This is a genomic window from Micromonospora sp. CA-269861 (assembly GCF_050948505.1).
Classification (GTDB): domain Bacteria; phylum Actinomycetota; class Actinomycetes; order Mycobacteriales; family Micromonosporaceae; genus Micromonospora.
Genome location: NZ_CP192014.1, coordinates 5,809,597 through 5,822,635, shown reverse-complemented (window position 1 = coordinate 5,822,635; position 13,039 = coordinate 5,809,597). Strand labels below are relative to the sequence as shown.

At 69.2% G+C, this 13,039-nt stretch carries 14 protein-coding genes and 1 pseudogene; 5 read left to right on the top strand and 10 right to left on the bottom strand.

The features are described from left to right. Window positions 1-981 (top strand): GlxA family transcriptional regulator, encoded by a 981-nt coding sequence (locus ACQP0U_RS26635; RefSeq protein WP_433312190.1) that lies wholly within the window; start codon window positions 1-3, stop codon window positions 979-981. Here the strand turns inward: ACQP0U_RS26635 and ACQP0U_RS26630 are convergent. The 5 genes from ACQP0U_RS26630 to ACQP0U_RS26610 all read right to left on the bottom strand — a co-directional run bounded on the left by ACQP0U_RS26630 (window position 863) and on the right by ACQP0U_RS26610 (window position 5,234). After that, window positions 863-1,585, bottom strand: coding sequence for a hypothetical protein (locus ACQP0U_RS26630; protein ID WP_433312187.1), 723 nt, complete (start codon window positions 1,583-1,585; stop codon window positions 863-865). The two genes, ACQP0U_RS26635 and ACQP0U_RS26630, sit on opposite strands and share 119 nt — an antisense overlap. A gap of 72 nt (window positions 1,586-1,657) precedes the next feature. Beyond that, window positions 1,658-2,371: a response regulator transcription factor gene (locus ACQP0U_RS26625; protein WP_433312185.1), complete on the bottom strand. Its 714-nt coding sequence runs from the start codon at window positions 2,369-2,371 to the stop codon at window positions 1,658-1,660. Then, a complete protein-coding gene (locus ACQP0U_RS26620) occupies window positions 2,344-3,552 on the bottom strand; it encodes a hypothetical protein (RefSeq protein ID WP_433312182.1) in 1,209 nt (402 codons plus the stop codon). Before ACQP0U_RS26620 ends, ACQP0U_RS26625 begins: the two co-directional genes overlap by 28 nt. Continuing rightward, complete coding sequence (locus ACQP0U_RS26615) at window positions 3,542-4,720, bottom strand: sensor histidine kinase (RefSeq protein WP_433312179.1); 1,179 nt, start codon at window positions 4,718-4,720, stop codon at window positions 3,542-3,544. The genes ACQP0U_RS26620 and ACQP0U_RS26615 overlap by 11 nt, the downstream gene beginning before the upstream one ends. 118 nt (window positions 4,721-4,838) lie before the next feature. Next, on the bottom strand, window positions 4,839-5,234 hold the full coding sequence (locus ACQP0U_RS26610; RefSeq protein WP_433312176.1) for a VOC family protein: 396 nt from the start codon (window positions 5,232-5,234) through the stop codon (window positions 4,839-4,841). Window positions 5,235-5,391: 157 nt separating this feature from the next. On the opposite strand from ACQP0U_RS26610, the gene ACQP0U_RS26605 reads away from it, so the two are divergent. Together ACQP0U_RS26605 and ACQP0U_RS26600 are read left to right on the top strand one after the other, a co-directional pair. Next, a complete protein-coding gene (locus tag ACQP0U_RS26605) occupies window positions 5,392-6,378 on the top strand; it encodes a hypothetical protein (protein WP_433312173.1) in 987 nt (328 codons plus the stop codon). 31 nt (window positions 6,379-6,409) lie between these two features. Then, complete coding sequence (locus tag ACQP0U_RS26600; RefSeq protein ID WP_433312171.1) at window positions 6,410-6,844, top strand: VOC family protein; 435 nt, start codon at window positions 6,410-6,412, stop codon at window positions 6,842-6,844. Between the two features lie 8 nt (window positions 6,845-6,852). On the opposite strand, the gene ACQP0U_RS26595 is transcribed toward ACQP0U_RS26600, so the two are convergent. Then, window positions 6,853-7,896 carry a hypothetical protein gene (locus ACQP0U_RS26595; RefSeq protein ID WP_433312168.1) on the bottom strand — a complete coding sequence of 348 codons (1,044 nt, stop codon included), beginning with the start codon at window positions 7,894-7,896 and terminating at the stop codon, window positions 6,853-6,855. Next, window positions 7,896-8,393, bottom strand: a complete 498-nt coding sequence (locus tag ACQP0U_RS26590; RefSeq protein ID WP_433312165.1) for a SigE family RNA polymerase sigma factor — start codon at window positions 8,391-8,393, stop codon at window positions 7,896-7,898. Before ACQP0U_RS26590 ends, ACQP0U_RS26595 begins: the two co-directional genes overlap by 1 nt. Before the next feature lie 168 nt (window positions 8,394-8,561). On the opposite strand from ACQP0U_RS26590, the gene ACQP0U_RS26585 reads away from it, so the two are divergent. Next, a complete protein-coding gene (locus tag ACQP0U_RS26585) occupies window positions 8,562-9,170 on the top strand; it encodes a hypothetical protein (RefSeq protein WP_433312162.1) in 609 nt (202 codons plus the stop codon). Between the two features lie 40 nt (window positions 9,171-9,210). Here ACQP0U_RS26585 and ACQP0U_RS26580 read toward each other — a convergent pair whose 3' ends face one another. Next, the gene (locus ACQP0U_RS26580; RefSeq protein WP_433312160.1) at window positions 9,211-9,633 is read right to left on the bottom strand and encodes a hypothetical protein; all 423 of its coding nucleotides are present in this window, start codon (window positions 9,631-9,633) and stop codon (window positions 9,211-9,213) included. A 635-nt stretch (window positions 9,634-10,268) separates the two neighbouring features. On the opposite strand from ACQP0U_RS26580, the gene ACQP0U_RS26575 reads away from it, so the two are divergent. Further along, entirely contained in the window at window positions 10,269-11,510 is a 1,242-nt protein-coding gene (locus ACQP0U_RS26575; protein ID WP_433312157.1) for a hypothetical protein, read from the top strand. A 502-nt stretch (window positions 11,511-12,012) separates the two neighbouring features. Here ACQP0U_RS26575 and ACQP0U_RS26570 read toward each other — a convergent pair. Continuing rightward, window positions 12,013-12,582, bottom strand: a pseudogene (locus ACQP0U_RS26570) (hypothetical protein); the annotation flags it as partial. Window positions 12,583-12,668: 86 nt separating this feature from the next. Continuing rightward, entirely contained in the window at window positions 12,669-12,974 is a 306-nt protein-coding gene (locus ACQP0U_RS26565) for a cytidine deaminase family protein (protein ID WP_433312154.1), read from the bottom strand. Window positions 12,975-13,039 lie beyond the last annotated feature (65 nt).

Sequence of the window (13,039 nt, the reverse complement as noted above, 5' to 3'; positions counted from 1 at the left end):
GTGACCCGGGTCGTCTTCCTGCTGGTCCCGCAGTTGCACCTGCTGGACCTCGCCGGGCCGGCCCAGGTCTTCTCCAGCGCCGCCGACCTCGGGTACGACTATCAGCTGCACTACGTCGCGGAACGCGAACAGGTGCCCACCGTGCAGGGCGTACCGCTGGTCGCCGACACCCGGTGGCCCGACCTGACCCCGGACGACCTGGTGATAGTGCCCGGTTGGCGGCCGGCGGCGCACGGGCCGCAGGGGCCGGTGTCGCCTGGCGATCTGCGGCGGCTCGCCGAGCACCACACGTCCGGCGGCACGGTGGCCAGTGTCTGCGCCGGGGCGTACGCGCTCGGGCGCGCCGGGCTCCTCGACGGCCGACGCTGCACCACCCACCACGAGGTGCAGGACGACCTGGCCCGCCGGCACCCGGCGGCCCAGGTCGTCCGCGATGTGCTGTACGTGGTGGACGACCGGGTGGTCACCTCGGCGGGCATCGCCAGTGGCATCGACGTGGCGCTGCACCTGGTGGCGACCCGGCACGGCCCGGCGACCGCCGCGAAGATCGCCCGCACGCTTGTCGTCTACGCCCGCCGCAACGGGCACGAGCCGCAGGCCAGCGCGCTGATGCGGCACCGCTCCCACCTGTCCGACTCGGTGCACCGCGTGCAGGACCTGATCGACAGCCGGTACGCGGAGCCCCTGCCACTGGCCGAGCTGGCCGCCGCCGGCGGCGTGGCCGAACGAACCCTGACCCGGCTGTTCCGGGCGAGCACCGGCCTGACCCCGCTCGGCTACCAGCAGCTACTGCGGGTGGAGCGGGCCGAGCACCTGATCGGCCACGGCACCACCGTGGAGGCCGCCGCGCGGGCTGTCGGCTTCACCGATGCCCGGATGCTGCGCCGCCTGCGAGCCCGTCCCACGAGGTCGGCTCCGGTCTTGAGCGGTAGTAGTCGTCCCGGGAGTGGAACTCCACAGGCAACGAGCCGGGCAGCGTGATCCGGGTGTCGCCGGCGAGCAGACCGGGGCCGGCCCGCAGCAGCAGCACGTCGCGCTCCTGGGCCGAGAGGTCGACCAGTTGTGGACGGGTGAGCCGGAACATGGCCACCGCCCGGCGGACCTGCCGGGCCAGCGCCACGACCTCGGCGGCCGCTCCGCTGAGGGCCAATGCCGGCTGCTGGATGGTGCGCAGCGCGTCGCAGACGATCAGCAGCTGCGCCGGGTCGTCCTGCTCGGTCGCCGGCAGCTCCAACCGGGACGGCCACTGCCAGCGGATCTGACCGCTCATCAGGCCGTTCACCCGAGCGGGCGGCCGGGCCCGGTGCGTGCCGTCGGCGACCAGTGACAGGTGCGAGCCGCTGCCCACCCAGCAGATGCGCTGATCGGTGACTGTCACCGCGACCGGCTCGGGCAACTGCCAACGGCACCGCGCCTCGCTCGGCCCCAGCAGGTAGCCCGCGACCAGCAGCCGGTGTCGCCCGAGCAGCCGTTCACCGGGCCTCGGTCGCAGGTTGTAGCGGCGGTCCAGGCTCGGGCCCACGTCGTCGTCCGGGGCGTCGAACCGGTGGGGACCGATGAAGAAGGGGGACGTGTCGGCGTGCATCGTCACGACCTTCCGGTCAGCTGGCTGTGTACTGAAGCCTTGCCGACCGGAGCGCCCCTGTCATGACGCCTGTTAGGGGGTCGGCCGGTCGTGTGTCGCCTGTGACCGGTAGATGCCGATCTCCTCCGGGCGGACGAGACCGTCCTCGATCGCACGGGCGAGTAACGCTGCCTTTGTGGCGGCTGGCCGTCCCGCCCGGGTGTACTTGATCCGCGCACGGTCGACGTACTGCTTTACCGTGTGCTCGCTGATCTGCATCCGCCGAGCCACCGAAGCCTTGGACATCGACTGGAACCAGAGCAACAGCGCCTCACGCTCCTTGTCGGACAGCATCGGCCGGTCCGGTCGCGGGTCGCCGACCATCGCGCCGGCCAGCGCCGGCGGCACGTACGGGCGGTCGCTCGCGGCGGCCAGCACCGTCGCCACGCAGTGCTCCCGGCCCTCGTGCTTGGCCAGGAACGCCACCGCCCCGGCGTCCAGCGCGGCAAGCATCGTCTGCGGGTCGGTGTGCTCCGAGTAGACAACCACCCGCCGCCCGGCGGCGCTCAGCTCGGCCAACTTGTCCAACGCCATCCGCCCGTGCAGCCGCAGGTCGAGCAGGACGACGTCGGCGTCCGGCGCCACCCGCAACACCTCGTCCGGGTCGTCGCCGGTGGCGAGCACCGTCAGGCGCGGCTCGGTGGCGAGCCAGGCGCGGACGCCCTCGACCACCACCGGGTGGTCGTCGACGATCGCCACCCCGACCGGCCGATCGCCGGTCACCGCCGCCACCGGGTCTGCGCCCATCTGATGTTCCCGTCCCGTTCGTAGAGGTACCCCACCGGCCCGTCGTCGTGCTCCCCGGATGGCGGGCCGGTCGCCTCCGGCCCCTCCCGGTCCGGTGTGACGAGGCTGACCACCACCTCGTCCGGTCCGGAGACCACTGTCAGTCGCGCCCATCCCCGGGCGTCGGCGAGGGTGCCGGTGAGCGGATCGGCCAGCCGGCGGCGGACCTCCACCGGCAGCGGCGGCGGGGTGCCGATGGTGACCAGGTCGATCGGTAGGCCATTGCGTTCGGCCAGGTCGGCGGCGGCTCGCAACTCGTGCAGCAGCGGGTCGGGCACGTCGTCGGACTCGGCGATCAGCCGGCGCAGCCGAGCGGCGGCCAGCATGCACCGGCGCTGCACCTCCGGGTCGTCCGGGTCGCCCTGACCGGCGGCCAGGTCACCGAGGACCCGCCCGGCCGCCGAGCTGACCAGGGCGAGCCGGTCCCGGCGTTCCCGGAGGCCACGCTCGGCGGCGTCCCGCTCCGCGGCCATCGCATGACCGGCGGCCGAGACGGCGGCCCGCTCCCGAGCCAGGCCGACGATGACAGTGCTGCCCACGAAGACCGCCACCGGCAGCGAGAACGTGCCGTAGACGTACATCACGTAGCGGGCCACGTCGGCCGGGTCGGGGCCGTGCCCGAGCACGGCGACCAGTGCGATCAACGCATGCGTGCCGAGGAGCGCGATCAGCCCCACGACGCGCCGACCCCACACGGCGAGCACGAAGAACCAGCCGAGCGTGCCCCACACCCAGTTCGCGGCGGTGAACAACTGCCGCTCGCCGGCCGCGGCGAAGACGGCCGCGTCGACGACCAGCAGCAGCCCGGCCAGCGGCCACGGCGGCAGCGGGGACCCTTGCAGCAGCCGGACCCCGGCCACCGCGCCGGTCACGGCGACAAGTATCCAGGCGCCGAGCACCACCGCCGGCGCGGCGAACTCCGCGCGGGCGGCCAGCACCGCCGGCAACGCGATCGCGACGTGCCAGGCCAACGCGATGGCGACGGCGGCGATCCGGGCACCCCGGTCGGAGGCGTGCGCGACGGCGGCCGGCGCGGCGAGCGCCGCGGGGGAGGCCGGCTCCCGGGGCGTCGGAACGCTTGTCCGGTTCGGTGCCTCCGGAGCGTCGGTGGGATGCGCCGGGGCGTTCAGGTCAGCCGACACCGGGCCACTCCAGTCGAATACGGGTGCCCGCGCCGACCGCCGAGCGCACCTCGGCCCGCCCGCCGACCGTCGCCATTCGGCCGTGGATCGACTCGCGCAAGCCGTACCGGTGCGGTGGGACGGTGGCCAGGTCGAAGCCGGGGCCGTCGTCGACGACCTCGACCACGACGCCGATCGCGTCGCGGGTCAGCCGCAGCGTGGCCCCGGCGCCCGGTGCGTGGCGGACCACGTTGGACAGCGCCGCGTAGGTGCTCTCGCTTATCGCGTCGGCCACACCGACGGGGACGGCGCAGGACGCCAACTCCAGCCGCACCGCAAGCTCGGGCAGCCGGCTGACCACGGACCGTAACCGTCCGTCGAGCGGCACCGGGCCGTCGCCGGCCACCGGGCCGCCGTCGGTGAGCGAGACGAGGGTACGCAGGTCGGCCGCGCAGCGGTCCCGGAAGGCATCCGAGGGTCCGGCCACCGCGCCCAGCCCCACCATGGTCAGCGTGCCGAGCACCGTGTCGTGCAGATCGCGATTCTGTTGGCGTTCCGCCTCGCGGGCGGCGCGTGCGACCAACGCCTGCCGGGTCAGCCGCTGGTGTTCGACGAAGGCGCGGTCCGCCCGGCCGATGCGGCGGCGCATGACCGCCGCCATCATCGCCGTGCAGGCGGTCTGGGCCAGCAGCGTGGCCGCGTGCGCTCGAGCTTCGGTGGGGTTGCCGGCCGCCTGCGCCCCGGTGACGTAGGTGGCGATGACGAGTAGCCCGGCCGGGATCGACCAGCGCGCCGGCGCGGTGGCCTGCGCGTTGATCACCGTGGTGCTGGCCAGCACGGCGATCCAGCTGCCTTCGCCGGGCAACACCTCGGGCGCCACCAGCACGGGGATGAGGAGGCAGGCCAGCGCGGTCACCGCCACGTCACCGGCGACGAGGGCGGGGCCGATTCCGTGGCGCAGCGCGCGGTGTGCGTACCAGAGGGACCAGCCGGTCAGTGCGCCCACAGCGGGCAGCAGCACCGCCTGTTCGACGGGCGGGGTCTGCACCGACACTGCCACCGCCGCGCCGAACAGCCCGCAGGACAGCCGCAGCAACGCGGGCAACGTGGTGAAGATGAGACCCAGGGCCCCGCCGGCCGGATTGTCCAACGTGGGCGGTGGCACGGCTGGAGTGGCAACGGTCGGCATCGGGAAGTGTCCTTCCGACAACGACCCGGTCCGGGTCCACACGGCGTAGATCGACATCGGACAATAGCATGGGGGCCGCGATCGAGCACCCGATTGTGTGCGGAGTGTCGCTAATGTGTCACTCTGTGCTGCGCGGCTGGAGGAGGTCCCACCGGTTGCCGTAGAGATCGACGAACACCGCTACCGAACCGTACGCCTCGTGCCGCGGCTCCTCCAGAAAACGCACCCCGGCCGCCACCATCCGGGCGTGGTCCCGGGCGAAATCCTCCGTGTACAGGAACAGCCCGACCCGGCCGCCGGTCTGGTCGCCGACCCGAGCCCGCTGCTCGGCGCTGCTCGGCCGTGCCAGCAGCAGGGCCGTCTCCCGGGCCCCGGTCGGGCGGACCACCACCCACCGTGAGCCGTCCGGTCGGGCGGTGTCCTCCACCAGCTCGAAACCGAGGTCGCCGACGTAGAAGTCGATCGCCTCGTCGTACTCCCTGACCAGCAGCGCGACAAGTCCCAGATGTGCCATTCGGCCATTCTGCCGGCGGGTCCTTCGCGCCCCGCCGCCGACGTCCCCACCGGTCATCCGCGTCACGCCTCCGTCCCGGCGGGCCACGACCGTGCGGCCGGGGAACCGGGCGCGCCTGGTCTCCGTCTCATCCTCGGGTGGAAAGGTGGTGAGCCGCATGCGCTCGTCCCGGACGGTACTGGCGGTGGCACTGCTCGGCATGGTGCTGAGTGGCTGCAACGACACGGTGGCCCTGACGCCTGGGAGCGATGAGCCCGCTCTCGCCCAGATCGTCGACGGGTGGACCTCCTGCGCCAAGGAGGCCCCACGGGCCGGTGAGATGATCATGGAGGCGTCGCCGCCGGCCGTGAACGAGCCGGCCATCGGTCGTATCGACCCCGCGTTCACCCCGGTCACCGCCGTGATCTGCGGGCGGGAGATCCGGCCGGGCCCCAACGGCGGCCAGGAGCAGATCGCCACCGAGCGACACGCCAGGGAGATCACACCGCTGCTCACCGCGCTGCGCCTGCCCAGCGAGCAGGCTGGCGGGGAGATCGCCTGCACCCTCGACATGGTCATCCCGCCGTGGCTGGCCCTGGTGGACGACCGGGGACGCTGGCTGCGGCCGCACATCCCCACGGACTCCTGCGGCAAGCCTCGTGCCGAGGTGATCGCCGCGTCGGCCGGGCCGCACTGGACCACCGTGGACACCCGTACCATCCGGCAGATCGAATCCGCGGCGGCCGAGGCCGCCGGATGCGCGCAGCAGTGGACGGACCTGGTGGGGGTGGAGACCAGAAACGGTCGCCCCGGGCCGGTCAGCCCGGCCATTCCGCCGGCCGCCGGGCCGCTGCGCCTCTGCGTCTACGAGGTGCCCGCGTCACTCCAGGACGGCGAGAAGCCGGCGGGCGATTTCGTGTACGGCGGGCCGCTGCCCACCGAGCGCCAGACGGGCGTGCTCCGGGCGCTGTCCAACCGTCGGGCGGTGGTCGACTGTGCCACCCCGGCGACCCGCTTCGCGGTGCTGCGCCCGATCGACGGGACGGGCCCCGATCGGTACGTGGAACTCGACGGCTGCCGACGGTTCCTGGTCGCACCGGCGACAGGTGGCGCGCAGCTCGGCCAGGGCGACGACGCGCTGGCTGCCCTGTTGGGGCCGGTCTAGAAAGTCGGAGGTGGGCGCTACCGTCCCGGTCATGGCAGCTCGGATCTCCCTGACAATGGACTCCACCGACGCGCAGGTGCTCGCCGCATTCTGGAAGACGGCCCTGGGCTACATCGACGAGCCACCACCACCGCCCTTCGCCACCCGCGAGGAGTGGCACGCGCAGTTCGACCTGCCGGAGGACGACCTCCCCGAGCACGGCGCGTGGCTGTGCGACCCGGACGGCGTCGGCCCCTTCCTCTCCATCCTCAACGTGCCCGAGCCCAAGACGGCGAAGAATCGGCTGCACATCGACGTGCGGGTGCCCGGCCACGGCAGCCCCGACGAGCGGTGGGCGCGGATCAGGGCCGAGTCCGAGCGGCTGGTGCGGGCCGGCGGGCGGGTTTTGGAGGAGTTCGACAGGCAACACGTGGTGATGGCCGACCCGGAGGGCAACGAGTTCTGTGTGGCGGCGGCCTCGGCCTGAGAACGCCGTCACCAGCTGCCCGGGCGGTCGAGATCGGGGGCCGGCCGGTACCCGCCGAGGATCGCCAAGCCTTCCGCCTCGGTGTAGCCGTTTCCCCAACCCGTGCGGAACGCCTCGACGACGCACGGCTTGACTGCCATCTCCAGCACGTCGCTGCCCTGCCGCCGTACCCGGTAGGGTCCGGCGACGAGATCCCCCGGCCGGGCCTCACGGCTGTCCGGGGCGAGTTGCGCCCGAACCGTCAGCCAACGACCGGCGTCGTCACCGACCACGAGTGAGCCCTCGACGAACGAGCCCCGCGCCGACCGGCCGAGCGTGACCGAGCATTCCAGCAGCCGTCCGCCGGGTGGCAGCGACTCCAGGCGGAACGGCACGACACAGCGGCGGGCGCCATCGAACCGGACCCGGCTCGCCGTGCCCGTCGCCTCGTCCCTGGTGGTCGCGTACGTGTCCAACTGAGCCCAGAGCCCGTCGGCGGGTTGCCAGCGAACGAACCACAGTTTCCGGTCACCGGAGGGGTCGAACCAGGCGAACCCGGGGCGGTCACCGATCCGTACGTCGGTGCGTGGCTGCGGCCGTCCCTCTGAGGACAAGGTCTGCTGGAGCTCGTTCAGCAACACCTCGCTGCGGGCCAGCACGAAGCGGGCCTGGCCGGTCGGGCCCCGGAACTCGACGCTCTCGGTGCCGCGCCCGGCGCGCCAGGCTGCGTACTCGGCACCGTTCACCAGGGAGTCGGTCGAGAAGTGCACAGTCGCGGGATCGGCGCCGACATCCTCGGGGCGGGTGGTGGCATCGCTCTGTGCTGCCGGCAGCATGAGCGCCGCGGCCGGCGCGAACGGTTCGTCGGTGCGCGGACCGCCCGGGATCGCCAACACCATCGAGGTGAGAGCGACGCACGCCGCCGCCACGCCTCCGGCGATCAGCCCGCGCCGCCGCACTCGCAGCCGCCGGCCGCGATGCCGGGCCTGCTCGACGATCGGTGTCGGGTCGACGTCGCCGCCCGCACGATGCTTGAGAGTGGTGGCGAGCTGCTGATCGAGGTCGCTGAACATCAGAACTCTCCTGCCCGTGCGGGGGTTTCGGCAAGCTGTCGTTGACGCAGCGCCGCCAGGGCGCGGCTCGCATGTGTGCGAACCGTCCCGGCCGAGCAGGAGAGGATCTCGGCGATCGCCGTGTCGTCGAGATCCTCGTAGTAGCGCAGGACGACCACGGTGCGCTGACGCGCCGGCAGATCACAGACCAGCCGCCACAGTGCGTCGCGTTCGGCGACCCCGGCGGCCTCGTCCACGTCGCCAGCCTGATCGAGCACCGCGGCGACGGAGATCTCCCGGCTGCTGCGTCGACGCCACCAGGAGTTGTGGGCGTTGACGAGCATGCGACGGACATAGGCGTCAGGACGGTCCGTCCGCGCGATACGTCCCCACCTCGCGTACGCCTGGGCCAGGACATCCTGAACCAGGTCCTCGGCCCGGTGCTCGTCGCCGGTCAGCAGCCGGGCGAGCCGCACCAGCGCAGAAGTGCGAGCGAACGCGTACTCCTCGAACGTCACGCCCTATTAACGCCGTAGGCGGGCCAACCCGTAGACATCTGCCGGGCACTTTGTGCGAAGCAGGCCCGGATCGACCACGTGACATGCCTACGTGGCCTGACGGACGGTTGCTTCGGGGTCATGGTGATCGGGTGGCCTCGTGCGGATAGGTCGTGTTGAATGCCGGCCATGTCGCTGACGATCGGACCGGCGTTCACCATCCCCGGGTACACCACTTCGGCGCCACCCGATGACGACAGTGAGTCCGAGGTGACCCTGTACGCCGCCGACGTCGTGATGGGCTACCCGGCCTTCTGGTCGTACTACCTGGCCGGGCCACTCGGAGCGGATCGAGAGTCGGGCGCTGCCTTCGCGGTCACCGCAGCCGACTACCAGGAGATGTGCGCGGTCCTCAACGACCCGGAGCGCTGGCCGGTCGTGTCCGTGCGGCTGGATCGGGACGCCTGGCTGCGGATCGTGCACCGCAACGTCGAGGAGGACGAGGCGCTCGACTTCGTGGAGGTGCGACCGGGCCAGCCGGTAAAGGTCTTCACCCTGGATCAGGATGCTGGTTCTTCCACGATGACCTGGGCCGAGCTGCTCGTCGCCGCAGATCTGCCGGACGATCGGCTGACGTGGGGGCAGCGCTTCATCCTGATGCTGCCGATGCTGGACCTGCAGGAACTACCCGCTGACGCCGCAGAGGTCATCGACCGGGCGCTGGAAGGGATCGGCGCCGCGAACCGGGCGGCGGTTGTGGCGGTTGTGCTCGACTCGCTGAACTGGCCTGCCGACTAGGCTGGCGGCCGGCCGGGCGGGCTTGGTTGCACGGCACCGGCTAACGCCGCTTGCCGAGTCGAGGCAGGGGCTGGCGGCTGCGCCACGACTCCGCGCCGCCTCGCAGCCGGTTCCAGTTTCGTCGCAGCCACCACGCGTACGCCAGTGCCAGCACCGCGCCACCAGCGAGGAGGAGGGTTGGGAACAGCACGCCCGGTTCGTCGCCCGACAGGTAGGCACTCCCAGTGGGGTCCATCCGGTCGTAGATCACGTCGACCTTTTCCCCGAAGCTTGGCTCGTCCCAGGGCGAGTGGCTGATCCAGGTGGTGACCTCGTCGCCGCTTCGCGTGGTGAAGCTGACCGACACCCACCACTGCCGGCCGTGTGCCTCGCGCACCGTCCCGACCGCCCGCTCGCCCCGTTCGACCATGTCGTTTCGGTGGCGCAGGTTGCCGAGGCCGCAGGTTACGAGGACAACTGCCATCAGGGCCCCGAAGGCGACGCCGAGGGCCGGGTGCCGGAGCCAGTAGCCGGGGCGCCATCGGCTGCGGATGCTCGGGTCGACCGACTCAATAGGCTGCCCTGTGGTTCGTGGTGCCGTCGCTCGCGAGCGCCGTCGGTACCGCTTGACCACCGCGCCTCCCGTACGTCGCCCTCGCGATGTTTGCGCCCACGGTAGTTGGCTGCGCAAAGCCCTATCGATCTCTTGCGGCTGGGGCTGGCCCCTGCTGTCGTCGCCGTGGGCGAGGCCGCCAAACAGTCTCGACTGGCTCGGCCCTACGAAGGGCTGCACGCGCGCCGTGGTGACCGACTGGCCCGGGAGCGACAGAGCAGTTGACCTGCGGTGGTGAAGGTGCGCCCGGCAGGATTCGAACCTGTGGCCTTGGGATTAGAAGTGGCGTCGACCTGCCACCCGTCTCTGTCTTTGCCTTCTTGAGCTGCTGTTCCTCCGCACCCCGGGTGCCGGAAGTTTCTAAGAGCGCCTTTTCTCTCGCACCACGGATGGCCCCACGGCTTGGCGTGCTGTCATTGGTCCTGCAGCAACAGGCAGCGCAAGAACATGCTTGACCCTGTGAATACCCTGAACTCATGCCTTCGCCGCAACAAGTCCCATCGTCGGTGACCGTCGATGTGCCCTCATGGCTGTGGGGCGGCGCACCAGGCGAATTCTTTGCCAGAGCAAATCTTCGAGTTCGGCGGAGTGCCGCTCAATCTCAGCATTGGCTAGTCCAGACCGAGGAAAGCTATCGTCGGGTTCGACCGGGACTCGTGATTGCAGAACATCTGGCGGGGCCGGCGCAGCGAAGGGTGAGGTTTGACGTCCTAACTCGCCTTGCCCGAGGTGCGGAGGAGCCCGTCAGCCTCAAAGACAAAGTGTCGCTTGACCAAGTGAATGAACTGGGTCAACGTGCCGAAAGCTCTGGCAATTTGGCTGATCTCTTTTACTATTGGCAATTGCTTGCAATGGTTGCTGGTTCAGAAGAGATCGCGACGGTCGTTAAAGAAATACACGCTCGCCTTGTTGACATGCCCGCCGAGGGTAGGACCGATCTGAAACTATTCCAAGACGCGGGTGTTCATTTAATCCACCGGTCGGACGTGCTGATTCACCGAACCAAGCTAGTAGGGGTGTTGCTGCGAATCGCGTATGACGAGACGCTTGCGAGTGGAGATGTGCGGCACCTAAAGGAGTTGAGCGCTGTAGGGGGGCGCGTCTTCTCTAGCAGTGAAAACCTCCTCCAAGGCATCTTGCTGTTTGACACATATTTGGGGCCGCTCCTAGGTGCCATGACCCCGACTTTTTGGGCGTTTGCAGCTCACCGCACCTCCGGCCAGCTGATCTTTAGCTTGGGTCATACAATCAACGGGACGAGGTCGGGGCCTGGGGACCTTTTGCACCTGTTGCCGAGCCAAGGAGCTGTCCGGGCAACGTGGTCAATCACCGACCTGCCGGGATTGGCCTGTTCTGAGGCGGTGTCGTGGTGGGGTGCTCGGCTTGATGCACTGTTCGGTGTCGTTAGCGACCTAGCCGTTTTCGGTGACGGCCAAGGATTCTACAACCCGCGCAAGCATTTGCAGGTGCTCCTGACGGTTGAGCAACTATTCCGCAGAGTAAGTTCCATCTTGACTTCGCCGCGCGATGCTCATGTTCAGCGTGTGCTTCTGTTCACAGTGCTTGATACGCTTGAAAGGTTGACGGGCAGGGATATCGACAGGCTTTGCAACCTGCCGTTCGCCGAGAAGAAGTTGCAGGATTTGGAGTCGAGCATACCGTCTGGGGCTGCCACCATCCTGCTGCCGCTAGCGCGGCGTGCGGTGGCTGCTCTAAGGGAACTTCAAGATGGTTTCTTTATTCAATGAGCCACGCCTGGAGGGCGGATAGTAGGTCTCGCCAGAGATGTTGCTGCAGCCCGTTACGTGAAGCTACTACGAAATGCTACTCATGGACATGGCACTAATAACCCCAGCTTGGTAGATCAGACCAGCGCATTGTTGGCGCACCATGATGGTGACATACCGCACGATCTGCCCTTGTTGGGCTACCTGTACTTGCTGGACTGGCTTTCCCGGATGGAAGACTCCCGGCTCTTTCTCCATAAGAGGAGTTAGCGATGGGGGAGGGGCTGAACCATCTCCGCATCTCCGCATCTCCGCAAACATGGCCTTGAGCTGGGCAAATGCTTGCGGAGATGGAGCGGGGTGGTGAGGGTTTATCTCCGCAAAGAGGTGGGATCTCCGCAGTTGGTTGCGGAGATGCGGAGATCGACGACTCTCTCTGGTCTGATCTCCGCAGGGTGTCTTCCCTGGTGGTAGGGGGCCGGTGCGGCGTTGCGGAGATGCGGAGATGGTTCAGCGGGTTCCACCCCTCGTGCCGCTCGACCCAGAGCACGGAGCGGTCGCCGCGGTCGTTGCGGCCGGCGCGGACGACGTGTTCACCGCGCCAGCGTCCGGCCTGTCCGGTGAGGAGTCGGCCGAGTTGTAGGGGGTTGGGTAGGCGGCCGTTGTGGGTGGTGATGAATTGCCCGTCCCAGGGGTCGTGGGCGTCGCTGCCGAGGTGTATCGGTTCGCCGTCTTGGCGGAGTTCGGCGGCGGTCATCGCACGGCCGCCGTGGCGGTCGTGCCAGCAGGTGAGGAACGCGCGCCAGCGCGTTTCGTCTTCATCGATTTCACGGATGTCGGCGGCGTTGGTGAGGAATCCGTCGATGCCGTGGTGGGCGAGGAACCCGCCGAGGGCTTGTGCCCATGGGGTGAACTGCCGCATCGACAACCCCGATACCCGGGGTGCTCCCCGCCGCGTCCAGTTGAGTACCAGCACGAGTAGGTGCCACAGGACGGTGAGTTGGTTTGCCGGGTCGGTGATCCACTGGTCGAGGTGGGGGATGCCGAATCCGCGTTGGTCGCGTAGCTCGGGGCGGGGCATGTCGGGGTCGAGGCTGTCCGCACTGGTGGTGGGCCCACCCGAAGCCCGTGCAGCGACGTCGGGCGGCCCGCCTAGCTTGCCAACAGCAACATCGCTATTCAGTATGGATAGAAGGGCATCAGGGCGCTGGCGAGATGCTCGGAGGTAATAAGACCTTCGGAATTCGTAATATACACGATGCATTGTGGACCGCCGAGTTCGAAAATCCAGTCCATGCAACTTCCGCAAGGCGTAAAATGCTCCCTCTTGCTTACGATTGCTATGGCGACTGCGCGAGTGCCGCCATTCGTAATCATCGAGGTGAGAGCATTCACTTCGGCGTGCACATCATGCGATCGGAACTTGTGCTCTACGTTGCAGCCGCCGTACACAATGCCGTTGTCGGCTAGGACGGCTGCACCCACCTTGGTCTTCCCTAGCACCCTAGCGTTTTCACGTGCTCTCCAAGCGATGCTGGCAAGCTCCAAGG

Excerpts from the sequence above, each read along its gene's own strand:
- ACQP0U_RS26605 (WP_433312173.1), top strand. The coding sequence starts at position 5,392 with ATGCGCTCGTCCCGGACGGTACTGGCGGTGGCACTGCTCGGCATGGTG.
- ACQP0U_RS26615 (WP_433312179.1), bottom strand. The coding sequence starts at position 4,720 with ATGCCGACCGTTGCCACTCCAGCCGTGCCACCGCCCACGTTGGACAAT.
- ACQP0U_RS26625 (WP_433312185.1), bottom strand. The coding sequence starts at position 2,371 with ATGGGCGCAGACCCGGTGGCGGCGGTGACCGGCGATCGGCCGGTCGGG.
- ACQP0U_RS26630 (WP_433312187.1), bottom strand. The coding sequence starts at position 1,585 with ATGCACGCCGACACGTCCCCCTTCTTCATCGGTCCCCACCGGTTCGAC.
- ACQP0U_RS26585 (WP_433312162.1), top strand. The coding sequence starts at position 8,562 with ATGTCGCTGACGATCGGACCGGCGTTCACCATCCCCGGGTACACCACT.
- ACQP0U_RS26595 (WP_433312168.1), bottom strand. The coding sequence starts at position 7,896 with ATGTTCAGCGACCTCGATCAGCAGCTCGCCACCACTCTCAAGCATCGT.
- ACQP0U_RS26580 (WP_433312160.1), bottom strand. The coding sequence starts at position 9,633 with ATGGCAGTTGTCCTCGTAACCTGCGGCCTCGGCAACCTGCGCCACCGA.
- ACQP0U_RS26610 (WP_433312176.1), bottom strand. The coding sequence starts at position 5,234 with ATGGCACATCTGGGACTTGTCGCGCTGCTGGTCAGGGAGTACGACGAG.
- ACQP0U_RS26600 (WP_433312171.1), top strand. The coding sequence starts at position 6,410 with ATGGCAGCTCGGATCTCCCTGACAATGGACTCCACCGACGCGCAGGTG.